The sequence below is a fragment of the Paenibacillus oryzae genome (genome assembly GCF_001675045.1).
GTDB classification, from domain to species: Bacteria; Bacillota; Bacilli; order Paenibacillales; family Paenibacillaceae; genus Pristimantibacillus; species Pristimantibacillus oryzae.
In genome coordinates, this window is record NZ_LYPA01000073.1 from 1 (window position 1) to 22,823 (window position 22,823).

The window sequence follows — 22,823 nt, forward strand, 5'->3', positions numbered from 1 at the left end:
GGGTTTTCAGGATTTTTGAGTACATTTGCATGACACCTATGAAACTTCCATCAATTGGGACGAACTGCATAAGTCATGATTCAGATTATATCACTTTCGGATTATGCTGCATTTGGATTATGCTGTGTTTGGTTAATGCTGTATTCGGTTTATAACAAGCAGTTTCTTTGAAGTGTCTGAATCGGATGAGAATGTGAAAAAGCTCAGTCTTGCGGACACGAATGACCTTTAGGAGCCGCTTTTTATGGATTGTCACATTGTAAAGGACATCGGTGTCCATTAAACCCAAAAATCTCGCCTATATGCGCTATTTTTGAGCGCTAAGGGACACGGGTGACCGCTGTTCGAGAGAAAGCCAGCTATTTTAAGCTGTGACGGACAAAAGTGACCGGCAAATGACAACACCATGAAAACACTATGAAAACACCATGAAAACACCATGAAAGCACCATGAAAGCACCATGACAACACCACACGCCGTTCACGGTGTGTGGTGTATGGCTGCCTTACATAATTCGCCATTCAAGTCTGACTCAAGCATGGGCCTGACCGTAGTTCGTCATTTAAGCCTGACTCAACCATGGAACTGACATAGTTCGTCACTCATGCCTGACTTAACCATGCGCCTGACGGAGGCCGCCATTACAAGCCTGACTCAAACATGGTATAGTGCATGTATACCGTGCATGTAAACCATGTTTGAGGAGGGACTGAATGGAAATGGAACAATATAAAGCGCAAGCGCCGATACCGATCCTTCGCATTTTCGATATTGACGCTGCCAAAGCATTTTATGTTGACTTTTTGGAGTTTAAGGTGGATTGGGAGCATCAGTTCGAAGAGGGTTACCCGCTGTATTTGCAGATATCCGCCGGGGCTTGTATCCTTCACTTGTCGGAGCATCATGGCGACTGCACTCCCGGGGCTGCCTTGCGTATCGGCGTGCAGGGAATAAGGGAGCTGCAGCAGCGCCTGTTGAATAAAAATTACAAATACGCAAAGCCCGGCCTTGAGGAGATGCCTTGGGGCATGCTGGAGCTGCGGGTGGGCGATCCGTTTGGCAACAGGCTTATCTTTTTTGAGGAGTCCGGTATTGAGTAAGCGGACGTCCCGAGCTTTGATACTGCTGGCGGGCTTCAAGCTGCTTTAGCATAAGCAAATGCTCCAAATATTTGCGCGTCGAGATTCGCGAGATGCCGATCCGGTCTGCAAGCTCGCGCGTGGAAAACCATTCCCCGTCGTTTTCTGCAACGCCTTCCGCTACCAATTGAAGCGTTGCGGGGGTCAATCCTTTTGGCAGCTCCTCATGATCGGGATATAACTGAGGCATAAACGACGGCGCGGCTTCGGGATGTGTTGCTGCATTTAACTCCTGGGCGGCGGAAGGGCTTTGCATAGTGACGGGTGGACGACCTGCACTGCCGCCCAGCCATTGATCCACCTGTGCCTGGTTTAACGAAGCTTCAGGGGACAGCAGCGCCTTGCCGCAGCGGTAACGCTCCAGCGCCTGCGAAAACCGTTCAAAGGTAAACGGCTTGATCAAATAATCAATAGCGCCGTGCCGAAGCGCATGGCCGATGCTGGCTCCGTCGGATGCGGCGGATATCATTATGACGTCTGTGCCGGACGTTGTGGCGGATACATCAGAGAGCAGATCAAGACCGTTGTCTCCCATCATATAAATATCCAGCAAAACAAGATCCACCTTAAGGCTCCCGAGAAGAGACTTTGCTTCATCCAGCGAGGAGGCTTTTCCAACGCAAGAAAAGCCGCGTATTTGACTCAAATATTGACTATTCAGCATAGCGACCATAGGGTCGTCCTCCACAATCAAAACATTAATCATGGTGTATTCTCCTCTCCGGCGTAAGGGATGTTCAGGATAAAGCAGGTTCCGGTTTCCGGCGAGGTGTGGTGGGTGATGTCGCCGCGCAGCCGCCTCAAGCTTTGCTGGACCAGATAAAGTCCCAACCCTCGATCACTTCCTTTTCCGGAAATGCCCTTTTTGTACATGCTTTCTTCAATAGGAGGAGGCAGCCCCCGTCCGTTATCATGAATTTCCGCAATCAGCTCTCCATCGCGCCAATCCAACTCCAATTCAATTCGGCCGTCCTGCGTGCCAGCCAGCTCTTCCATCGCATTGCCGAGCAGGTTGCCCAAAATGGTGACAAGGTCCTGCAGAATGGAGCTGTCCGCCGCTTTGGGCACGTAGCTGTCGGGAGTGACGGACATGGCGATGCCTTGCTCTCTTGCCAAACTTAGCTTTCCCAGCAGAAAACCGGCCAGCACCGGCTCTTTGACTTGTCTGGAAATAAAGCCAAGCTCGCTTTGATGCAGCCTGGCCGCTTCAGCGACGTAGTCTCTCAATTCGTCGTAGCGCTTCATATGAAGCATGCCCAGAATGACATGCAGCTTGTTCATAAACTCATGGGATTTGGAACGAAGCGCATCAGCGTAAGCGGATAACCCTGCCAGCCGCGTATTCAGGCTGCGCCATTTGCTCATGTCGCGGAAGGAGATGACAACCCCCGTTGTTTCCTGCTGGAAACGGAGCGGGACGATGCTGGCCATAATCGGAATGCCCGCGACCTCCAGTTCCTCGTCATAGCAGCGCAGCGCCGTGCGTAATACATAAAGCACCAGCTCCCGCAGCTCGGGCTGCCTCATCCACTCCTCTTTTGGCAGCAGCTCTTCCGCCTGCCGGTTCAAATAGATAGGCTCCAGCTTGGGATTCACGGCCAAAATGCCTTCTCTCGTGGAATGGAGAATGGCCTCCCGCTCATGCGCCAAAAGCGAAATTTCGATAGGCTCATAGCCATGCAGCTTTCTTTTCAAGGCGAGAGCCAGGCCGATTGCTCCCACCAGACCAACGATGCTGCTGGCAATGGAGCTATACAAAATAACGTCTTTTGTTTGATTTATTTTGGCATAAACGTCATTCATGGAAATGCCAACCGCCACGGCCCCGATTTGGCTTCCGACATTGTTATAAACCGGTACAAATGCGCGAAGCGAATACCCTAGCGTCCCTTCGCCGTTGGAAAGATAACTTTTGCCTGTCATAACGGCAGCTTCGTCGCCGCCCGCAAACCGGCCTCCGATTTGAACGGGATCGGGATGGGTTAGCCTGATCCGGTTCATATCCATAACAACGATAAAACGAACGTCATTGACGGTCAGGAGCTGCCTGGTATAGACCTGCAAGCTTTCCCGGCTGTCCTTGTCCTCATTCTCCAATGCTTCCTTGACAGCAGGCATAAAAGCGACGGTGCGGGCCAGCATCATCGCCCTGTTCTCCAGATTGGCCAGCACCTCCTTCTGCAGGGCCGTGCTGGAGGAGCTGTACGCAATGAGCAAAACGCCTGCAATAATGGCGCTAATAAGCAGAGTCGCCGCCGTCTGCAATGAAATATGCGGGCGTCCCCTTGCATGTAATCTCAGCTTGTTAGAGGGATGCAGCGTAGAATAATCCGGCGTTGTTTTTGAAGCCATAAGCCACCCTCCCGGCATCAATAGCAGTTGTCCTGTATCTGTATTATAAAGAATGGCGGGTTTTGGTACTGTGATATAAACCCGTATACGAAAGGTGCAGTTGACTTTTTTCATAGTGGCATGATATTTTGGAAAACGAGGAAAACAAAAATGTGTTATGGTTTTCCTTTTAGCGGAGGGGCAGAGGGCTTTTGGATAAGGCATATGCTTGAGAATCGATGTTCTTTCAGAACATTTGAAGTGTTCGCCCTTCTAAGACCGGAAGCCAAGTGCTGATTCCTTGTCTGAGCGAGGAAATGACTGAATAATTGGAGGTTATTAGTGGTGCCCAAATATTTAAAGCCGGTCATGTGGCTGACGGATGTTGGTTTTATTCTTTATTGGCTTGTCAGCTTTATGAAGCTGCTGCCGCCGGAGTATTATTATCAGGATTATAACAATGAAATGCTGGTGGCCTGGAATCTATCCTTTATTCCGCTTGATTTGCTGATCTCCGCTACGGGGCTGTTCAGTCTTTGGCTGCTGAGAAAAAATCCGCATTCCGTTCAAGCGCTGGCTTTGATTCTTTTGTCGCTTGGGCTTACGTTTTGCTCGGGGCTGCAAGCCATTGCGTTTTGGGCTTTTCGCGGGGAGCTAGACTGGTTTTGGTGGACGCCCAACCTGTTTTTGATGCTGTACCCCTTATGGTTTATGCCATTTCTATTTCAAAAGCTCAAACGGGAGGCTATCTCATGAAGGATAAAATAGTCCAAGCCGCCATGGCAGAAATTCGGCAATGGGGCTTGAAATTTTCGATTAGAGATTTGGCGCGAAAAACGGGAAGCAGCACCAAAACCATTTATGGGCATTTTGGTTCCAAGGAAGACATTATCGGTTGCATCGTAGACGAAGCATTACAGGAAATGCGCCAGCAGGAGCAGGCGCTTCAGGACAATTATTCCTTGCCCTTCAAGCAGAGGCTGAAGGAAGCTCTTATCATAGTTCCGAGCGGTTTTGCGCTTGTCGACCTGCGAATATTGAACGAGTTGAAAATGCTGTATCCCGTGCAGTGGGCGAAAGTGGATACTTATCTGAATGAAGGCTGGGACTATATTCGGAGGTTGTTTTCAGCAGGTATGGCCAGCGGCGAGCTTCGTCATTTTGATGTCGAATTGTTTATTCGGGTTTATGTAGCGGCTTGGTACACCGTTATGGAGAGACAGGCGGAAGGCGGGTTCACCGCCCCTTCGTTGGCAGAGGGGCTTCAGGAAGTGGTTGAAATCATGTTGTGCGGCATCTATGCCCCGAAAGGGGAGGAGTAAGGTGAAGGCCTATTTGTTTTTGGCCGCAGCTATTGCAGGCGAGCTGGCAGGAACGTCGCTGCTCAAGGCTTCCGACGGATTTACCAGGCTGTATGCCAGTATCGGGACGGCAGCCTGCTTTGGCTTTGCCTTCTATATGCTTTCTCTGGCTTTGCAGCATATTCCGCTTGGCATTGCTTATGCCATATGGTCCGGTGTCGGAACGGCGGCTACGGCTCTTATCGGCATATGGATCTGGAAGGAAACGGCCAGTCTGGCGACCGTTGGGGGCATTATTTTGATTATTGCCGGAGTCATTCTGTTAAATTTGCAGGGTAGAGGGCACGGCGTCTAGCTAGTGACATCTATTTGTTATTCGATGCCGATGGCTATTAACGGCTGTTTAGCTTTGCAAGCTGCATCTGAAATGCGGACAATAAAGATGATAGGCATAAGCGTCTTTTGAAAGCAGGACTGTTGGATAATAGGAGGTTTGCCGATATAGTTCCATGTGACTACTATAGAAATAGGGCAGGGGGCAATTGGGACTATGAGGTTTGAGCCAGGCGTTAAAAAGGGAAGGTTGATCGCTGTTGCCCTGACATTGGCAATGGGCTTAGGTTATTGGGGAGATGCGCTGCCAGGGGCAAAAGGGGTTGAAGTCTCCGCCGCAGCGGCTGCTGTATCGGCTGCTCCTAGTAAAGCTGCGTCGCAAATGGAAGGCGCGGAGAGTATTTATTGGAGCTATCAGGCGGGAGAGAAGCTGAATGCTCCGTTGGCCTTAAACGGTGGAGGAGCTTTTTTGACCACAGAAAAAGGGCTTGTCCTTCTGGTGGATGAAAACGGCAAGGAGCTTGTCCGCAAAAATATATACGCAGAGTTATCTGCGCCCGTTCAAGGAAAGGACGGAGCTATCTGGATAACGGGAAAAAGCGGCCGATTGTACCGTTATGATGCCAAAGGAAACGGCAGCCAGGCCGCCATGTTTTATTTTCAGGGTAAAACAGAGGGACTTGTGCCGTCGGCCGTTGTTGTAGACGGGGAGGATACCCCTTATTTTTTCTACGAGCACGCCGTTCTTTCGCTGAATAAGGATGGGGAAAAGCAAATGGCGCTGCTGCCGACGGGGATTAAGGTGCAGCAGCTGGTTCCTGCGGCGAAAGGCGTGTTTGCGCTGGGAGGCGACGGCGTCCTGTACCGCATCTCCGGAAGCGAGCGGCTGTGGGAAACCGATGCAGGCATTGCCGCAAAAGGCGCAAGGCTTGCCGCCGACGGCAGCGGCGGCGTATTGCTTGCGGCGGGCCAAGCAATAGCGGGCTACGGCGAGCAAGGCGAAGAGCGCTTCCGCCGCGAGCTCTCCGCCCCGCCAGCCGGCGGCTGGTCGTCCCTGCTGGCGCTGCCCGGCGGGGACGCGGGAGCGTTTATTGCCGCGCAAGCAAGCGGCAATGAGCTGGTTTCGTTCCGCCTGAGCGACGGGGCGGAACTGTGGCGCCGCAGCGTCGCCGGGGCCGACGGCTTTGGCCCCGGCGCGCTGGCGGCGGAGAGCGCGAGCGGCGTTGTGCTGGCCGCCTCGCGCTCTGGCTCACTGTACGGGATCGCCGCGAAGGACGGCGCGATCGCGTACAGCTTCAAGCCTGCCGCGGCAAGCGTGGCGGCAGGTGTGGCTTCGCTTGGCGGAGGCAAGGTGCTGTTTGCCTCCGGGCAAGCCCTTGTGGCGGCGGGGCCGAATCGCCCCGTCGGCATCTCTTACCCGTCAGGCAAGCTGAAGCTTACGCTGGGCTCGCGGCTGCTGCTGCCGGACAAGCTGAAGCTGACGCCTGCGGCGGATGTGCGTTATCGTTCCGATAACGGCAAAATCGCAACGGTTAGTCCCGAAGGCATGGTTACTCCGATTGCCGTGGGCAAAGCCGCCATTACAATCGAAGTTGCTTCGCCGGGCTACAAGGGACAATATGTGCTTCCGGTGGAGGTTTCGGCAGCCGCCGCCAGCCTGAAGGCGACTTATGCGGCGCAAAAGGTGAAGGCGGGCAACAGAAGCTTTACGGTTCAAACGGTAACTCTGCCCAAGGGGATGCCGGTAACGCTTGGCACGGGGAGCCGCTTGGTCGGCACGACCTCGGCGCTTGGCGATATCGCCAAAAGCTACGGCGCTGTTGCGGCGATCAACGGTACCTTTTTTTCTGCATATGGCGGCTTTCCCGACCCCTACGGCATGATGATTGGAGACGGGAAGCTGCAGCATATCGGCAACACGGGGACAACCATTGGTTTTACGTGGGACGGAACCGTGCTGATGGACCGCTTGCGGGTTACGATAACGGGCGGCACCGACGGCTCCCACTCCCATCCCAACAACTGGTACGCTTATTTCATGAACCGAGTGCCGGCTGAAGGTTCGTCCGCGGCTGTTATGTTCACTCCCAAACGGGGGAGCAAAATCGGCTTTTCGTTCGGCCAATCGGTTACGGTCCGGAACGGTGTTGTTACGCGAGTCGCCAGCAATGAAAATGCTTCGATTCCCGCCGATGGCTACGTGCTTGTTTTTACCGGAGGCGAGGAAGGGCTGGCAAAACGCTTCAAGGTAGGGACAAAGGTGGACTACAAGGTGGAAACCAAAAACCTTGAAGGGAAAGCGGTTGACTGGACTAGAGTCCATACGGCGGTTGGCGCGGGGCCAAGGCTGGTGCAGGATGGTAAAGCGGCGCTTAAGGCGGCGGAGGAAGGGTTTACCGAGGCCAAAATTTTGACCTCGGCAGCTGCCAGAAGCGGCATTTTTGTCAAAAAGGACGGCTCCATTGTACTTGCGACGACAGGTTCGGCAACGATGCAGCAATGGGCTGACATTATGGTCAAGCTGGGCGCTGTACAAGGCATGAACCTGGACGGCGGCGCTTCCTCGGGCCTCTACGCCAACGGGAAAACCATAACGCAGCCCGGCAGGCTGCTCAGCAACGCGCTGCTGTTTGGACCTCAGCTTAAGTGGTAGGCTTCACCCTGCAATAAGCCTCCTTCACCAGGTTTGCTTCAAGTTGCTTGTGTTGAGGCGGGCTGGTAAAATGTGAAGCCAGACCATGGCAAGCAAGCCGGAGGGAGGGACCATACCCATGCATGTACCAGCAAGCTGGATGCCGATTGAAAATATTGTTTTTCGCTTGAGAAACGTTGAATATTGGAGGCTTGAAGCGGGCGAACGCCGAAGCGGGCATGACAGAGACAAGTTGTCTCTGCTGCTTGTTGTGGCCGGAAGCGGGATTGTTGAAAGCGGGAATCGCAGACAAATTGCCAGCCGTGGAAGCTGGTTCCTGGGGACGGAGGGCGCATCCCTAGAAATCGTAGCCCAGGAGGGCGAAGGGCTTGCTTGCTATGACATAACCTTTAACCTGCTTAAGGATTCCTTTCAAAGCGCAGAGCCGCTAACATCGGAGAAGCCAAAAAAGGCGGAGGAAGAGGAGATGTTTTATTGCGGGGAAGCTGCTGAATCGCAATGGCTGCCGATGCTTAATAAAGCCAGGCGGTTGTATCTGGGACGCGATGCTGCGGATGGGCTGAGCGGCTTCAGGGGACAACTGGTTTTTCAGGAGTTGATGTATGAATTTTTACAATTGGCATCCATTCATAAATACGACAATGCTGAAGAAGCCATCTGGTCGGTCGTCCGCTATATGGAAGGGCATTTTCAGCATGCATTGACACGGGAGCAGCTGGCAAAAATATCGGGTTTAAACAAGGAGTATTTTTCCAAGCTGTTCAAAAAGGTAACGGGCAAAACGCCAAAGGCTTATTTAACCGATATTCGAATAAATAACGCAAAACGGGAGCTGCTGCGCGGCCATATTGCCATTAGCGATATTGCCGCGCATGTAGGCTTCGAGGAAGGATATTACTTCAGCCGGAAGTTCAAGCAGGCCGTTGGCATGGCTCCGACTGAATATGCAGCCAAACAAAAAAACAAGGTCGCCTGTCTCTTTTTTCCGTATATCGATCATCTGCTGGCATTGGGAATAACGCCTTATGCTGCGATGATTCCACGATTGCACCCGTTAGCCAGGCTTATTGCATCCTCCATTGCATTGGGAGAGGATGAGACGGAATTGAGTAGTCGAGTTGCGGAAACCCTTGCCATTGCCGAGCCGGAGATGATTCTTTGCAGCAATTACATAAATCCTCAGCAAGAACATAGGCTGAGCAGAATCGCGCCAACGGTACCTGTTGTCTGGAATCAGAATTGGCGCCTCGCGCTTAGAGAGATTGCAGCGCTGCTTGGTAGACTTCGTGAGGCGGATAATGCGCTTGCGGCCTATGAGCAGAGATGCAGCGAAGCGGGTGCGCGCTTGCGTAATAAGCTGGGAGAGCAGACCGTGGCCCTGGTGCGGATTCATCATAAGGAAATCAGACTTTATGGCGGCCCGGCGCGAGGATATACGGGTCCCGTTATATATGGGGAGCTGGGACTGAATGCTCCTGCTTTTATCAAGGATGCGTTATGGGACGTCAGCACGGCAGGTATTTCGCTGGATGAATTACGGCAGCTGGACGCTGATCATCTATTGCTTGTTACCGATCCCGATGCGGAATTTCATGCCAATATGGTGCTTGGCACTCCGGAGTGGAACAAGCTGAGAGCGGTTCAAAATGGGAATGTGTATCAGGCAGGGTATTTTGTCTGGATGAGCTGCGGCGCTGTCATGAATACGATGAAAATAGATGAAATATTGGCATTTTTGGGGTGATCGAGGACACAAAAGTATAAGGGTAAGATCCGTTTTTGTCCTAGCCTGTCGGAGTTGGAGAGACTATAATTGATAATGTTTCTCATTAAAGACAGGAGTGGATTTGCATAATGTATAATTATCGGAATTATTGGGGGTTGGCTTTGCTGGCGTTAATGCTGGTGTTAGCTGGCTGCGCAAGCAATGAAGGGACAGGAAATGAGATAAACCCGACTGGTCAACCGTCGACTGGGCAGACTCAGGGAAATGAGACCCCGGAGAGTGCCGGCAATACGGATGGACAAACGCGGAAGGTGACAGATGAGATAGGTCATACGCTGGATATACCGGAAAATCCTGAGCGGATTATTGGCATTTATTTGGAGGATGAGTTAACGGCTCTTGGCGTAACGCCGCTAAGACAATCACGAATAGGTGACTGGAGCGGCCAAGGGTATCTTCAGCTTGATATGCCCGATATTGACATTCAGGGAGATGTTGAGGCTTTTGTTGAAGCTCAGCCAGACCTCATTCTGACCAATGTTTACGACGAAAAAACATATGGCGCCTTGGCAAAGGTGGCGCCTTTCTACGCATTTAAAGATGCCAGGGCTAACTGGAAAATGACAATCCGTGCATTAGGCGAATTGCTGAATAAATCAGATAAAGCGGAAGCGGTTATTTCGGATTATGATCAAAAAGCTGCAGAAGCCGGCGCTAAAATCAAGGCGGCAATCGGAGACGAGACGGTTGCTATTCTTCGAGTGCATGCAAGCTCGATCCGCTTATACGGCGGCCCGGGATATGCGGGTCCGGTATTGTATGGTGAACTGGGGCTGGAGCCTGCTCAGGCGGTCAAGGACTATGTGCTGGACAAGGGACTGGGAGTGGCCAGCATTTCAATGGAGGTCATTCCGGAGTTGACTGCAGACCATATCTTTTTGACGATGGATACCGGAGCCGACAAGCCATTTAAGGAGCTGACGGAAAGCCCCTTATGGAAGGAGCTTCCTGCCGTAAAAAACGGAAAGGTTTATGAGGTTAATTTTGAAACCTGGATGAAAAGCGGTCCTATTGCAGACGGCATGAAAATAGACGATGTTGTGCAGGCATTGGTTCATTAACGGAATTAAACGTGCGGAAATCGCAGGTTTCAGGGATAACGTTGTCCTGAACCTGCGATTTTTGCTTTTCAAGTCAGGAAAGCTTCCAAATTAACAAGGATAATTAATCCCCTTAAAGAAATGAAAACGCTTCTGTTTTTTTGTGCATACAAAGCAATCGCTTCCATTTTTTCTTGTGTAATGATAAATAACCTGACATGTGATGGATAGGGCGATAATCGCATCAAGTTACCAAAAATGGTCATCGGTCTACCCTATCTCTGCAGATGCTCAGCTTTTACAATGGGGGTGAGCAAGAAAGCGTGGCCATAACAGAGTATGGAGGGATTAGCAGGATGAAGCTGTCGCTTAGCATGTGGAGCGTGCACAGGACTGTAAAGGAAAAGGGATGGTCGGTGCTGGATTTTCTGTCTTTTTGCAAGGATGAGGGGATTAAGGACGTCGAACTTCTGAATGTATTCTGGAAAAATGTGCAAAACGAGCTGCCGGAGGTGCTGGCATTTACGGCAACACACGGCATAACGGTATCCAGCTATGCGGTAGCCAATGATTTCGTCAAAGCAACCGCCGAGGAGCGGGCAGGGGCGTTAAAGGAAATTACGGATGCTTTCCCTATTGCCAAAGCGCTGGGTACAGGCATCATTCGTGTATTTTCCGGCAATTTGACCGGCGTGGCCACCTATGAGGAAGCGCTGGACTGGATTGTAGACGGGCTTAAGGAAGCAGCAGCCGGCGCTGAAAAAGAAGGCTTGGTGCTTTGTCTGGAAAATCACGGCAAGCTTGCGGGAAGCGGAGAGCAGGTCAAAACCATTATTGACCGGGTAGACTCCCCATCGCTGCGTTCGACCTTTGACACGGGCAATTTCCTGCTGGTGGACGAACATCCTACCACGGCCCTCGATACGCTGCTGTCCGATGTCGCGCATGTGCACTTTAAGGATTTTGTGCTTCAGGCGGATGGACGCTACAAATCTCTTGGCGGAAAGGCTTATGAAGGCATAAGCCTGGGGCAAGGAGAAGTGGAGCTTGAAAAAATCGTCAACAAGCTGATCGGCAATGGTTATCAAGGCGCTTTTGTTCTTGAATATGAAGGCGTAGGCAGCGAGGCGGAGGGTATACGCCGCAGCTATGACTATTTTGCCACTATTATAAAGTAAGAAAAAGAAAACCAGCGGCTACATTTGCTGTAAAAGGAGATTAAAATGGACACTGTTGCCAAAGCCGACATCGTTGTTGTTGGAGGCAGTACCGGAGGCGTTGCGGCGGCGCTTGCCGCTGCCAAGTCGGGAAAACGCGTCATTTTGACGGAGGAAACGGAATGGATCGGCGGCCAGCTGACCAGCCAGGCGGTCCCGCCGGACGAGCATCCCTGGATTGAATCATTTGGCTGTACTCGCACCTATCGGAATTTCCGCGAGGATGTAAGGGAGTTTTACCGTGACGGATTTCCATTAACGAACGAAGCGCGGGAGAACAAAAGGTTAAATCCGGGAGGCGGAACGGTAAGCCGCCTTTGTCATGAGCCGCGCGCGGCGCTGGCCGTGCTGGAGAAGCAGCTTGCGCCTTATGTGCATAGCGGCTTGCTGACCATTCTGCGCCGCCATGTTCCGGTAAGCGCGGAGGCGCAGGGAGACAGCATTCAATCGGTAACGGTCAAAAGTCTGGATAGCGGCAATACCTTAACATTGAAGGCTCCTTTTTTTCTGGATGCAACGGAATGCGGCGACCTGCTTCCGCTGGCCGGCGTGGAATACGTGACGGGAGCGGAATCCCGGCAAGAAACCGGCGAACCTCATGCGGTGGACGGTGAAGCGCTGCCGCAGGATATGCAAGGCTTTACGTATTGCTTTGCCATGGATTATCTGGAAGGCGAAAATCATACCATTCCAAAGCCGGAGCAATACGAATTCTGGAAGGAATACAAGGCGGATTTTTGGCCGGATAAACTGCTTAGCTGGACTGGGGTTAAGCCGGCTACGATGCAACCGGTGGAATACGGGCTGTTTCCTGGCGAAGGGCGGTTTTCGCTGTTCAAATACCGCCAGATTGCCGAAGCGGACCATTACGATCAAGGCTTTTACCGCAGCTCCATTTCGCTTGTTAACTGGCCGCAAAATGATTATTGGCTAGGCTCGATTATCGACGTAGAGCCGGAGAAACGGGAAGAGCATTTGAAGGCGGCAAAGCAGCTTAGCCTGTCATGGCTTTATTGGATGCAGACCGAGGCGCCGCGCCCCGATGGAGGCAAAGGCTATCCCGGCCTGCGGCTGCGTCCCGATGTGGTCGGAACGGAGGATGGACTCGCCATGTATCCCTACATCCGGGAATCCCGGCGGATCAAGGCGGAATTTACGGTATTGGAGCAGCATGTTGCGACGGAATGCCGTCCTGACGGACGAGCCGAGCATTTTGCGGATTCCGTTGGTATTGGTTGCTACCGGATTGACCTGCATCCCAGCACAACAAACCGACCTTATATCGATATATCATCGCTTCCGTTCCAGATACCGCTGGGCAGCCTGATTCCGGTAAGGGTCAACAACCTTCTGGCGGCTTGCAAAAATATCGGCGTCACGCATATTACGAACGGTTGTTACCGCCTTCATCCGGTGGAATGGAATATCGGCGAGGCTGCCGGATATTGCGCGAGCTTCTGCATCGACCGCGGCTTGACGCCAAGCCAGGTTCGCGCCGGAGAAGCAGAGCTTGCAGATTATCAGAAGCTGCTAGCCGCAGAAGGAATCGAGCTGGAGTGGCCGGCGTTACGTCCTGTATAAAGCAGGGCAATAAAGCAATAAACGTATCTATAGTAATAATAAATCCAATCCATTCCAAATGACGAGGTGAACCAGTTATGAGTCAACCTATCAGAATTGGCGTTATCGGGGCCGGGTCCATATCGGAAATGCATTTTGGCTCCTACAGCAAAAATAAGGATGTCGTGCTTACGGCGGTATGTGATCTGAAGGAAGAGCGCGCCAAGGCAAAGGCGGAAAAATACGAAATTCCTCATGTATATACGGACTATCATGAGCTGCTTGCCAATCCGGACATCGATGCTGTCAGCATCTGTACCTGGAACAATACGCATGCTGAGATCAGCATTGCCGCACTGAAAGCCGGCAAACACGTATTATGCGAAAAGCCGCTTAGCAAAACAGTGGAGGAAGCGCTGGCTGTAGAGCGGGCGGTCAAGGAATCCGGCAAAACGCTTCAGGTCGGCTTTGTCCGCCGTTATGCCTCCAATACGCGCATCGTCAAATCCTTTATGGACAACGGGGAAATCGGACCGATCTATTATGCCAAAGCCTCGTGTATCCGCAAGCTGGGTAATCCCGGCGGCTGGTTTTCCGACGTTGAGCGCTCCGGCGGCGGTCCGCTGATCGATATCGGCGTTCATGTCATTGATTTGTGCTGGTATTTGATGGGCAAGCCGAAGCTTAAATCCATCAGCGGAAATACGTACAATCGCTTGGGTAACCGCTCCAATGTCAAAAACCTGAAGTTTTACAAGGCAGCCGACTACGATGCCGCGCATAATACGGTTGAGGATATGGCCAATGCGCTGGTCCGCTTCGAAAACGGCGCGTCCTTGCTGGTTGACGTCAGCTTTACGCTGCATGCCAAAAAAGACGAGCTGACCGTTAAGCTGTACGGCGAAAAAGGCGGCGTTGAGCTGGAGCCGGAGCTGACCTTGATTACGGAGAAGCATGACACGATTTTGAACAGCACGCCGCAAATTGACAACTTGTCGTTTGAGTTTGTCCAAGGCTTCCAGGATGAAATCGATTATTTCGTGGAAGTGTGCCAAGGCCGCAAGGAAACGATCAGCCCGGTGCAGGACGGCGTAGAAATTATGAAAATCCTGTGCGGCGTCTACGAATCGGCGGCGCTGGGCAAGGAAATTCATTTTGACTAGGAGGCTGTGACGATATGTCGGTCAAAATAGCAAATCCCATCGGCGTCATTGTGGACAGCTATGGCGTTGGCGTGCGGAAGGGCTTGAAAAAGGCAAAGGATGCCGGCGCGGAGGGCGTACAAATTTATGCGGTGTCCGGCGAGATGGACCCTGCTTTACTTGGTGCAGTCGAGCGCAGGGAGCTTAAGGCATATATCGCCTCGCTTGGTTTGGAAATCAGCGCGTTATGCGGCGATCTGGGCGGACATGGCTTCCAGGATCGGACGGCCAACCGGGAAAAAATAGAAAAGTCCAAACGGATATTGGACCTCGCGCTGGATTTGGGAACCAACATTGTTACAACTCATATCGGCATTGTGCCGGATGACAAGGACGGCGAGGTGTATGCCGCCATGCAGGAGGCCTGCCGCGAGCTGAATGAATATGCCAGCAGCAGGAAGGCGTATTTCGCCATCGAGACCGGGCCGGAAACAGCGGCGCATCTGAAGGGATTTCTGGATACGCTGGGCGGCCGGGGCGTTTCCGTCAATTTTGACCCTGCCAATATGGTTATGGTAACCGGAGATGATCCTGTGGAAGGCGTCAAGCTGCTCAAGGATTATGTGGTCCATACCCATGTCAAGGATGGCGTGCGCATCAAGCCGGTTGACCCCCGCATGGTATACGGTGCGCTTGGCTACGAGCCGATGGACCATGCAAAAATAGCGGAGATGGTAAGCTCAGGCGAATTTTTCCGGGAATTACCACTGGGTGAAGGGCATGTTCCATTTGATCACTACTTTACGGCGTTAAAGGAAATTGGCTATAATGGCTATCTAACGATTGAACGCGAGGTTGGAGCCCAGCCGGAGGTCGATATAGCCCAAGCTGTGCAATTTATAAAGCGTTACAGATAGAGAGAGTAAGTGTTTGTGAGTGGAAGCGAGGAGAGCTCCCGTATAGCTCGCCACAACCCGCTGCTTGCTGGTTGCCAGCTACCAGGCTAGTTACCAGGCCAATTGCCGACTTTAGTTAGTGGGTTTTTAGTTACTAGTTGCCATTGTTGACTTTAGTCAGTGGGTTTTTAGTTACTAGTTGCCAGTTGCTGCTGTTTATCAGTTACTGCCTGCCTGTCTGTCAGTTATTGATTCTGCCGGACATTCATGACCGTAAGAGCCTCAAATGGCAGGCTTCCAATACTGTAACGGACATCCCCGTCCTTTATCCTTCAAAAATGACACCTACGGAGTGGAAAATGAGGTTTAATGGACGAAAACGTCCGTTAAAAGCTGATTTTCCATAAAAAGCAGCCTCTAGCGGTCATAGATGACCGTAACAGATGGTCATAGGCATAGAGGTTGACATCGGTGCGTAAGCAGCCATAGGCAACAATATAACGCAAACACAATGAATCTCGTGAGTTGAAACTCACGAGATTTCATTCCACCATTAATGAAACCGCTTTATTTAATGTCATTTAAACCATCATTATACAATGAAATTATCCAATTTAATTTGAATATATCATAAAAGTTACTTATTATGTTATTATATATGACTCAAACGTAAAAAGAAACCGTAAGACATTGTAAGACACCGTAAGAGGAGGTTCACGAATAGCGAGCAAAAGAACACAAGGATTGCCGCTGGTCGAAGCTGATTAGGGCGTGTCTGAATACTCCGAGAGGAACAGGTTGTGCCGAATTTTCGTTCCAAACAAGGAAGTTTTGTGCAGGCTTACCGGGGGTAAGTCAAGCAAAACTGACGCAGCAGGGGGCGAAAAGGCGGTGCAAGATGACCTCAAGCGGGTTTTCAGACACGACCTAGGTTTTTTGAGACATTTCGTTAACTATGGAGGGCGAGCTATGGAGCGCAACAGATGGATTATTACAACGATAATGCTGTTCCTTGCTTTGGCGATGATGGTGTCACTGGCGGCCGGCTGCAGCGGGAAGGAGGAGTCCGGCGGCGCGGNACCTAGGTTTTTTGAGACATTTCGTTAACTATGGAGGGCGAGCTATGGAGCGCAACAGATGGATTATTACAACGATAATGCTGTTCCTTGCTTTGGCGATGATGGTGTCACTGGCGGCCGGCTGCAGCGGGAAGGAGGAGTCCGGCGGCGCGGCTCCGACCCGGCAGAGCCGTATTCCGATTTCCATGGTTATTAACGATCTCGGCATGACGTTCCCGGACGGCATGGATGAAAACGACAATCCTTATGTGAGCTATATAGAAGAGCAGACAGGCCTTGATTTGAGGGTAAGCATCCCTCCGGAGGAGGTTTACGAGGAAAAGCTTAATGTCATTATGGCATCCGGCAAGCTGCCGGACCTGATTCATAGCTTTAACCCGGTCTGGTTTGACGAATATGTCAAAAAAGGCGCTTTTTTGCCCTTGGACGACTATATTGATCAATACGGCAAGGACTTGCTGGAGCTCATTCCGGAGGAGGCCTGGGACAGAGTGCGGCATAATGGCAAAATCTACGGCATTCCCAGCCTGACCGATGTGCCCGGCATCGAGCTGATGTATGTGCGGAAGGATTGGCTGGATAACTTGGGACTAAAGCCGCCGACCACGCTGGAGGAATATTACGAGGTCATTCGCGCCTTTGCCAAGGATGATCCTGACCGCAACGGGCTGAATGATACGATGGGTTTGATTCTTCTGGAGGACATGGGGCGGACCGCGCCTTTTTTTGGCGCTTTTGGCGTTCAGCTGAATTCCTGGGTGGAGCGAGACGGGAAGCTGGTAAACGGCAGCACGCTGCCCGAAACGAAGGAGGCGCTGGCGTTTTTGGCAAAGCTGTATCGGGAGGGGCTGATCGACCAGGAGTTTCCTCTCAACCGGAACAATGTGTTTCTGGAGAAAATAGCTAACGGGCAGGTCGGAATGTTTTCTGCGGCCTGGTACGATACGCGCGGGCCTATTGCCCTGAACAAAAACAAAGACCCCAAGGCGGAATGGATGCCGCTGCCTTATCCCGTGGGGCCGGAGGGCCATAGCGGCGTTTACAGCAAGGATATTATCCGCGGCTACAATGTGGTTCCCGTCGGCACCGACTATGCGGCGGAGGTGGTGAAGCTGCTTAATTTTATCGTAGGCGAAGGGCGCGAAACGTTAAAGCTTGGCTTTCAGGGCGACATCTGGTCGATGGAGGACGGAGTGATGGTCACTGATTTTGCCGAGCACGACAAGCACCTGTATCGGGGCATTTACCAATCGCTGGTTGATGTGCTGGACCCCGTTATGAACAAAGCAAGACTGGATTCGCTTGGCGATTTTCATTTGTTTGAAAACCTGCAAATTATCGAAAAAAATGTGATTCATAACGAGTTTTACGGCACTCCGACGCCTGCGATGAGCAAATACGCAGGACATCTGGAGGAGCTGCAAGGTATTTTTACGCAAATCGTTATGGGAATTGTGCCGCTGGATGAATTTGACGCCTTTGTAGAGCGCTGGTACAGCCAGGGCGGCGCAGAGGTTACAGCCGAGGTTAACCAATGGCGGGAAGCCCGCTTGAGAGGCGCGGGAGGTGAATCGCAATGAGCAATCCTGCGGTTTGGCTGAGAGACCTTTTTGCCCGGAAAATCCAGTTCCGGCTAACCTGTTACTTTCTGCTGATTCTGTTGCCGCTTGTTGTGGTTAGCCTGTTTGCCGTGGACCGCTCCCGCATTATTTTGCACGATCAGGCCGTGGAGCGCTCCGAGACGGTGCTGAATTCAGCGATGGATTATATTGATTTGACCCTGCAAAATGTGGAGGAAATATCGACGCTTATTGCGACTGATCCGTTGTTCATCAAGCTGCTTGCGGATAACGGGGCCAATTTGTCGCCCCAATCCATTGTCGATTTTTCGCAGCTGCTTAAACAGCTGTCCAATGTTAACTCCATTAATCATATTGTTTCGCAAATTTCGCTTTACCATCAGCCCTCGCATATGATGATTTCCACGCATTATGGTGGGCGGAGGCTGAATAATACGGAACAGCAGCAATGGCTGGAAAACACGGCAATTACTAGCGGGACGGAAATTTCTTATCTGCTGGCTGAGGAAGCGATTCCCGGCAACGGAACCTTTGGAGGCCTTGTCAATACGGATAGCGTGTCGCTGGTGCGTACAATGGATCTATACAACAATAACCGCAGGGCGGATGTCGTCATTATTACGCTGGACAAAAGCAGGCTGACCAAGCTGATGAAGTCGCTTCTGCCTTCCCCGTCGGCTGCTATTTATCTGCACACCGATACCGGAAAGCTGGTTGCAGGAACAGGCGGGCCGGAAAATGGGACTCAGCTGGACAGAGAAGGGGCCCTTGCTTCGGAGCTGCCGCATTCAAGCGATTCGGAAATGATGGTGTCCATTGATTCGGAATATTCCAAATGGCGGCTGACGCTGGTTCAGCCCAAGAAGGAGCTGTATGCCAAAACGGATCAGCTCAAGCTGTATACGGTCGGCATTATTTTTGTCAGCGTATTGCTGGCGCTTGTCATTTCATGGGTGGTCTACATTGGCATCGTTTCTCCGGTAGACAAGCTGTTCAAGGGGATGAAAAGGCTAGGTACGGGAAATATGACCATTCAGCTGGAGAACAAAAGGCAGGATGAGCTTGGATATTTGACGGAAGCGTTTAACCGGATGGTCGTGGATCAGCGAAGGTTGATTCAGGAGCATTACGAGCAGCAGTTGCGGCTGGCAAGGACAGAGCTGCAGTTTCTGCAAACCCAGATCAACCCGCATTTCCTTTACAACACGCTGGACTCTATCAACTGGACGGCCAAAAATTACGAGGCGGATGAAATAAGCGAGATGGTGCTTAATTTGTCCCGGTTTTTCAGGCTGAGCCTTAACAAGGGCAAGGATGTATTTACGATTGATGAAAGCGTGTCGCATTTGCACTATTATATCCGCATTCAGCAAATTCGTTTTTTGGACAGCTTCGAGGTGGAATACGACATTAGCGAGGAGAGCCGCAGCGTGCCCATTCTGAAGCTGCTGCTCCAGCCGCTGGTGGAAAATGCGATAATCCATGGTATGGAAGGAAAGACGGAAGGCGGCAAGTTAACCATCTCCAGCTGGATTGATAAGGGGAGGATGGTTTGTGTTTCAGTCCGGGATAACGGTCCGGGGATCCAGGCCGAGCGTGTTGCCTACATCGGACAGGAGCTGGAGCGTCTTGCGCAAAGGGAAGAGCATCTCTTTTTGCCGGAGGATGAGGAAACGGGAGATTTATTCGGCTTGCGCAACGTGATGACGCGCATCAAGCTTTATTACGGCAAGGAGGCCGGGCTGAGTATCCAGAGCGTCAAGGGAGAAGGAGCCACCGCAACCATATCGCTGCCGCTGGACCAATGCAAGGAAAGCTTTCGCCCGCCGATAAACCACACACTGATGAAAGGGGAGAAAAGCGCATGAATTTGATGATCGTTGAGGATGAGCTGCGTCTGAGGCTGGGGCTGGCCAACAATATCCCTTGGGAGGAGCATGGCATTGAGGTGGTTGGCCTTGCCGCAAACGGCCTGGAGGCGCTGGCGCTGGCGGAGAGGAAACGCCCCGACATTATGCTGATTGATGTGCAGATGCCGGAGATGGACGGATTGACGCTGGTTCGCGAGCTCAGAGAGAGGCAAGGAAACGGCGACTTGTTCAAGCTGATCATCCTGAGCGGGCATGATAATTTCAGCTTTGCCCAGGATGCGCTGGCACAAGGCGTGTCCAAATATTTGTTGAAGCCTGCGGCGGAGGAGGAAATATTAGGCGCGGTGCTGGAGGCGGCAGATCAGCTCCGCAAGGAGCTGGAGGATTGGCGTGAGCAAGCGGAGCTTCGGGTTAAATGGCGGGAGCATCTGCCCCATCTGCAAAGCGGCTTTATTTCGCAATGGGCCTCCGGGGTCTTCAGCGGGCGCCAGGTGCTGGATAAATGCGGAGATTACCATATTGCCTTGACGGAGCAGGACCGGATAGCGGTTGCCGTGCTGGATATTGATCCCGTGCCCCAGGAGGATGGGCGCTTTAAGCCGGAGGACGCCCCGATGTGGCATTTTTCGCTGCAATGTCTGGCGAAGGAAATGATGCCGTCCACCTGCTGGGTTTGCCCGGATCATCAGGGGTACACTCTGCTTGTGTTTGTACTGCCGCATGAGGAAACGCCGGGAGACGGCGCATTGCGCGTGCAAACCTCCGTCGTGCAGCTGCTGTCTCGTACGCGCGAGGCGCTTGGCCTTACGGCAAGCGCGGGCATATGCGCCGCCGCCGGCGGCATTGAGGAGATGAGCGAGCTTTATGCCGAGGCGTGCCGCGCCTTGCAGGAGCGGATCGTTTATGGCAGCGATATCGCGATTCCTTACCGCGAGCTTAGCCAGAAGGAACAAGGCGTGCAGGTGCAGCAGGGGCTGGAGAAGGCGCTCGAAATCGCGCTGGAAACGGCGGACGAGGCAAGCGCTTTGGAAGCGCTGCGGGGGTTGTGGGATAAAAGCCTGGAGCCGGCGGAAACGGCGGACGAGGTGCATGAGGCCGTGCTTTATTTGAGCAGCCTGTATGTCAGGATGATTCAGAAGCAGGGCTGGCGGATCAAAAGCGTGGCGGGAGAGGACATGGCCTACTTCCAGAATATCCGGCAGCTGGCCACCAAGGAGCAAATTCACGCCTGGCTGTCGCGTCTGACAGGCCGGATTTGCGAGTACCTTCAATGTCAGCGGAAAATAACGAGCAACGGCGTCGTGCGCTCTATTTTGTCCATTGTTAATGAAGAAATCGATCAGGATATTACGCTGCATACCGTGGCGGACCGGCTTTTTATCAACTCCTCTTATTTGAGCCGGCTGTTCAAGCAGGAAACGGGGGTTCCGTTTTCGACATATGTGCTGGAGCGGAAGATGGAACGGGCCAAAAGTATTCTTCAGGATGGAGGCAAGGTATATGATGCCGCACGTCTTGTCGGCTACCGCGATGTGAGCTATTTTACGAAGGTATTCCGCAAATATTGGGGCATTAATCCCGGCGGTGTAAAGGGCTGACGGGTTCCATTGTTGACTGAGCGGCGAGAGGCTTTTTTCTACGGCGTTCAAAGCGCACTTAAATTTAAATATAAGGCCCGTGAGGACGAGCTCGCGGGCTTCTTTGACATACTACATGTCACTTAATGTAACGCGCACATGCCTATACATCCATTGAATATGTCATTCATAAAAAATGTTCGACGCTTTCAATTTTTGGAAGCGTTTTTTCGTGTTTTCTTTTGTGAGAAAAACAAACATCAAAGTACCATAAATAGTAATGACTCTACCCTACCAAGCTAAAGCGATGAATACTACAATTTTGGTAGAAAGCATCAAAGAAGGGGGAATACGATGAAAAGCGCGACGGCAACACTGGATACGCCCCGGGCCAAACGCAGCTATTTTTCGCGGCTTGCCGCCGATGTCAGACGGGATTGGGATTTGTACCTTTTGCTGGTTCCCGGTATTTTGTTTCTGCTGTTGTTTAAATATGCGCCTATGTACGGCATCACCATCGCTTTTAAGGACTTCAACATTTTTGACGGGTATGGCGCAAGCCCGTGGGTTGGCTGGAAGCACTTCGAAAAGCTGTTCAGCTCCCCCGATTTTCTTCACGTTTTTAAAAACACGGTTATTCTCAGCTTCCTGAAAATCGGCATTTTGTTCCCGTTGCCAATACTTATCGCCCTGCTGTTGAACGAGCTGCGGCAAATGGTGTTTAAACGGACGGTGCAAACAATCATTTATTTGCCGCATTTTCTATCCTGGGTTATCGTCAGCGGCTTGTTCATCGACCTGTTGTCCAGCAATGGAGGGCTTGTCAACAAAGCGCTGGTCATGATGGGTTTAGAGCCAATTGCCTTTTTTATGGATAACAGCGTTTTCCGCAGTGTATTGATTACCTCGGCAGGCTGGAAGGAAACGGGCTGGAGCACGATCGTTTATCTGGCGGCCTTTGCAACGATTGATCCCGGCTTGTACGAAGCGGCAAAAATCGACGGGGCGGGGCGTTTGAAGCAGCTCTGGCATATTACGCTGCCGGGTATCGCGCCAATCATTCTGCTGATGTTTATTTTACGGCTGGGCAGCATCCTGGAGGCGGGTACGGAGCAAATTCTGGTTATGTACAACCCTACCGTCTATAAGGTGGCGGATGTTATAGGCACCTATGTATATCGAATGGGTCTCGGCAATCAGGATTACAGCTTTACGACCGCAGTGGGAGTATTCGAATCCGTCATTGCATTTACGCTTGTCCTTACGGGCAACGCTTTGAGCCGGAAATATTTGCAGCGGGGCATCTGGTAACGGAAG

Annotated in this window: 17 protein-coding genes; 15 read left to right on the forward strand and 2 right to left on the reverse strand. The window is 51.9% G+C overall.

Annotated elements, in window-relative coordinates; all coding sequences use genetic code 11:
* Positions 1–714: 714 nt before the first annotated feature.
* Positions 715–1,101 (forward strand): glyoxalase superfamily protein, encoded by a 387-nt coding sequence (locus A7K91_RS20850; RefSeq protein ID WP_068686375.1) that lies wholly within the window; start codon positions 715–717, stop codon positions 1,099–1,101.
* Here the strand turns inward: A7K91_RS20850 and A7K91_RS20855 are convergent.
* Positions 1,070–1,846 (reverse strand): response regulator, encoded by a 777-nt coding sequence (locus A7K91_RS20855; protein ID WP_068686377.1) that lies wholly within the window; start codon positions 1,844–1,846, stop codon positions 1,070–1,072. The two genes, A7K91_RS20850 and A7K91_RS20855, sit on opposite strands and share 32 nt — an antisense overlap.
* Positions 1,843–3,492: a DcuS/MalK family sensor histidine kinase gene (gene dcuS, locus A7K91_RS20860; protein WP_169833437.1), complete on the reverse strand. Its 1,650-nt coding sequence runs from the start codon at positions 3,490–3,492 to the stop codon at positions 1,843–1,845. The genes A7K91_RS20855 and dcuS overlap by 4 nt, the downstream gene beginning before the upstream one ends.
* A gap of 324 nt (positions 3,493–3,816) precedes the next feature.
* On the opposite strand from dcuS, the gene A7K91_RS20865 reads away from it, so the two are divergent.
* The 14 genes from A7K91_RS20865 to A7K91_RS20930 all read left to right on the forward strand — a co-directional run bounded on the left by A7K91_RS20865 (position 3,817) and on the right by A7K91_RS20930 (position 22,817).
* Positions 3,817–4,227, forward strand: coding sequence for a DUF5360 family protein (locus A7K91_RS20865; RefSeq protein ID WP_068686425.1), 411 nt, complete (start codon positions 3,817–3,819; stop codon positions 4,225–4,227).
* Positions 4,224–4,793, forward strand: a complete 570-nt coding sequence (locus tag A7K91_RS20870; protein ID WP_068686378.1) for a TetR/AcrR family transcriptional regulator — start codon at positions 4,224–4,226, stop codon at positions 4,791–4,793. Before A7K91_RS20865 ends, A7K91_RS20870 begins: the two co-directional genes overlap by 4 nt.
* A gap of 1 nt (position 4,794) precedes the next feature.
* Positions 4,795–5,127, forward strand: a complete 333-nt coding sequence (locus tag A7K91_RS20875; protein ID WP_082967643.1) for a DMT family transporter — start codon at positions 4,795–4,797, stop codon at positions 5,125–5,127.
* Positions 5,128–5,322: 195 nt separating this feature from the next.
* Positions 5,323–7,758, forward strand: coding sequence for a phosphodiester glycosidase family protein (locus A7K91_RS20880; protein WP_068686382.1), 2,436 nt, complete (start codon positions 5,323–5,325; stop codon positions 7,756–7,758).
* Positions 7,759–7,876: 118 nt separating this feature from the next.
* Complete coding sequence (locus A7K91_RS20885; protein ID WP_068686384.1) at positions 7,877–9,502, forward strand: helix-turn-helix domain-containing protein; 1,626 nt, start codon at positions 7,877–7,879, stop codon at positions 9,500–9,502.
* 110 nt (positions 9,503–9,612) lie between these two features.
* Positions 9,613–10,605 (forward strand): ABC transporter substrate-binding protein, encoded by a 993-nt coding sequence (locus A7K91_RS20890; protein WP_068686386.1) that lies wholly within the window; start codon positions 9,613–9,615, stop codon positions 10,603–10,605.
* Between the two features lie 335 nt (positions 10,606–10,940).
* Complete coding sequence (locus tag A7K91_RS20895) at positions 10,941–11,762, forward strand: sugar phosphate isomerase/epimerase family protein (protein ID WP_068686387.1); 822 nt, start codon at positions 10,941–10,943, stop codon at positions 11,760–11,762.
* 45 nt (positions 11,763–11,807) lie between these two features.
* The gene (locus A7K91_RS20900; RefSeq protein WP_068686389.1) at positions 11,808–13,382 is read left to right on the forward strand and encodes an FAD-dependent oxidoreductase; all 1,575 of its coding nucleotides are present in this window, start codon (positions 11,808–11,810) and stop codon (positions 13,380–13,382) included.
* Between the two features lie 77 nt (positions 13,383–13,459).
* The gene (locus A7K91_RS20905) at positions 13,460–14,524 is read left to right on the forward strand and encodes a Gfo/Idh/MocA family protein (protein ID WP_068686391.1); all 1,065 of its coding nucleotides are present in this window, start codon (positions 13,460–13,462) and stop codon (positions 14,522–14,524) included.
* A gap of 14 nt (positions 14,525–14,538) precedes the next feature.
* Positions 14,539–15,420, forward strand: a complete 882-nt coding sequence (locus A7K91_RS20910; protein ID WP_068686393.1) for a sugar phosphate isomerase/epimerase family protein — start codon at positions 14,539–14,541, stop codon at positions 15,418–15,420.
* A 1,102-nt stretch (positions 15,421–16,522) separates the two neighbouring features.
* Positions 16,523–18,058 (forward strand): extracellular solute-binding protein, encoded by a 1,536-nt coding sequence (locus A7K91_RS20915; protein ID WP_068686397.1) that lies wholly within the window; start codon positions 16,523–16,525, stop codon positions 18,056–18,058.
* Entirely contained in the window at positions 18,055–19,926 is a 1,872-nt protein-coding gene (locus A7K91_RS20920; protein ID WP_068686399.1) for a cache domain-containing sensor histidine kinase, read from the forward strand. Before A7K91_RS20915 ends, A7K91_RS20920 begins: the two co-directional genes overlap by 4 nt.
* The gene (locus A7K91_RS20925; protein WP_068686401.1) at positions 19,923–21,527 is read left to right on the forward strand and encodes a response regulator transcription factor; all 1,605 of its coding nucleotides are present in this window, start codon (positions 19,923–19,925) and stop codon (positions 21,525–21,527) included. Before A7K91_RS20920 ends, A7K91_RS20925 begins: the two co-directional genes overlap by 4 nt.
* Positions 21,528–21,860: 333 nt before the next feature.
* Complete coding sequence (locus tag A7K91_RS20930) at positions 21,861–22,817, forward strand: ABC transporter permease (protein ID WP_068686403.1); 957 nt, start codon at positions 21,861–21,863, stop codon at positions 22,815–22,817.
* The last annotated feature ends 6 nt before the right edge of the window (positions 22,818–22,823 follow it).

Bases quoted from the DNA above. Each gene is read 5' to 3' on its own strand.
- A7K91_RS20885 (WP_068686384.1), top strand. From the start codon at position 7,877: ATGCATGTACCAGCAAGCTGGATGCCGATTGAAAATATTGTTTTTCGC.
- A7K91_RS20890 (WP_068686386.1), top strand. From the start codon at position 9,613: ATGTATAATTATCGGAATTATTGGGGGTTGGCTTTGCTGGCGTTAATG.
- A7K91_RS20855 (WP_068686377.1), bottom strand. From the start codon at position 1,846: ATGATTAATGTTTTGATTGTGGAGGACGACCCTATGGTCGCTATGCTG.
- A7K91_RS20905 (WP_068686391.1), top strand. From the start codon at position 13,460: ATGAGTCAACCTATCAGAATTGGCGTTATCGGGGCCGGGTCCATATCG.
- A7K91_RS20915 (WP_068686397.1), top strand. From the start codon at position 16,523: ATGGAGCGCAACAGATGGATTATTACAACGATAATGCTGTTCCTTGCT.
- dcuS (WP_169833437.1), bottom strand. From the start codon at position 3,492: ATGGCTTCAAAAACAACGCCGGATTATTCTACGCTGCATCCCTCTAAC.
- A7K91_RS20895 (WP_068686387.1), top strand. From the start codon at position 10,941: ATGAAGCTGTCGCTTAGCATGTGGAGCGTGCACAGGACTGTAAAGGAA.
- A7K91_RS20910 (WP_068686393.1), top strand. From the start codon at position 14,539: ATGTCGGTCAAAATAGCAAATCCCATCGGCGTCATTGTGGACAGCTAT.
- A7K91_RS20920 (WP_068686399.1), top strand. From the start codon at position 18,055: ATGAGCAATCCTGCGGTTTGGCTGAGAGACCTTTTTGCCCGGAAAATC.
- A7K91_RS20925 (WP_068686401.1), top strand. From the start codon at position 19,923: ATGAATTTGATGATCGTTGAGGATGAGCTGCGTCTGAGGCTGGGGCTG.
- A7K91_RS20870 (WP_068686378.1), top strand. From the start codon at position 4,224: ATGAAGGATAAAATAGTCCAAGCCGCCATGGCAGAAATTCGGCAATGG.
- A7K91_RS20930 (WP_068686403.1), top strand. From the start codon at position 21,861: ATGAAAAGCGCGACGGCAACACTGGATACGCCCCGGGCCAAACGCAGC.
- A7K91_RS20880 (WP_068686382.1), top strand. From the start codon at position 5,323: ATGAGGTTTGAGCCAGGCGTTAAAAAGGGAAGGTTGATCGCTGTTGCC.
- A7K91_RS20850 (WP_068686375.1), top strand. From the start codon at position 715: ATGGAAATGGAACAATATAAAGCGCAAGCGCCGATACCGATCCTTCGC.
- A7K91_RS20900 (WP_068686389.1), top strand. From the start codon at position 11,808: ATGGACACTGTTGCCAAAGCCGACATCGTTGTTGTTGGAGGCAGTACC.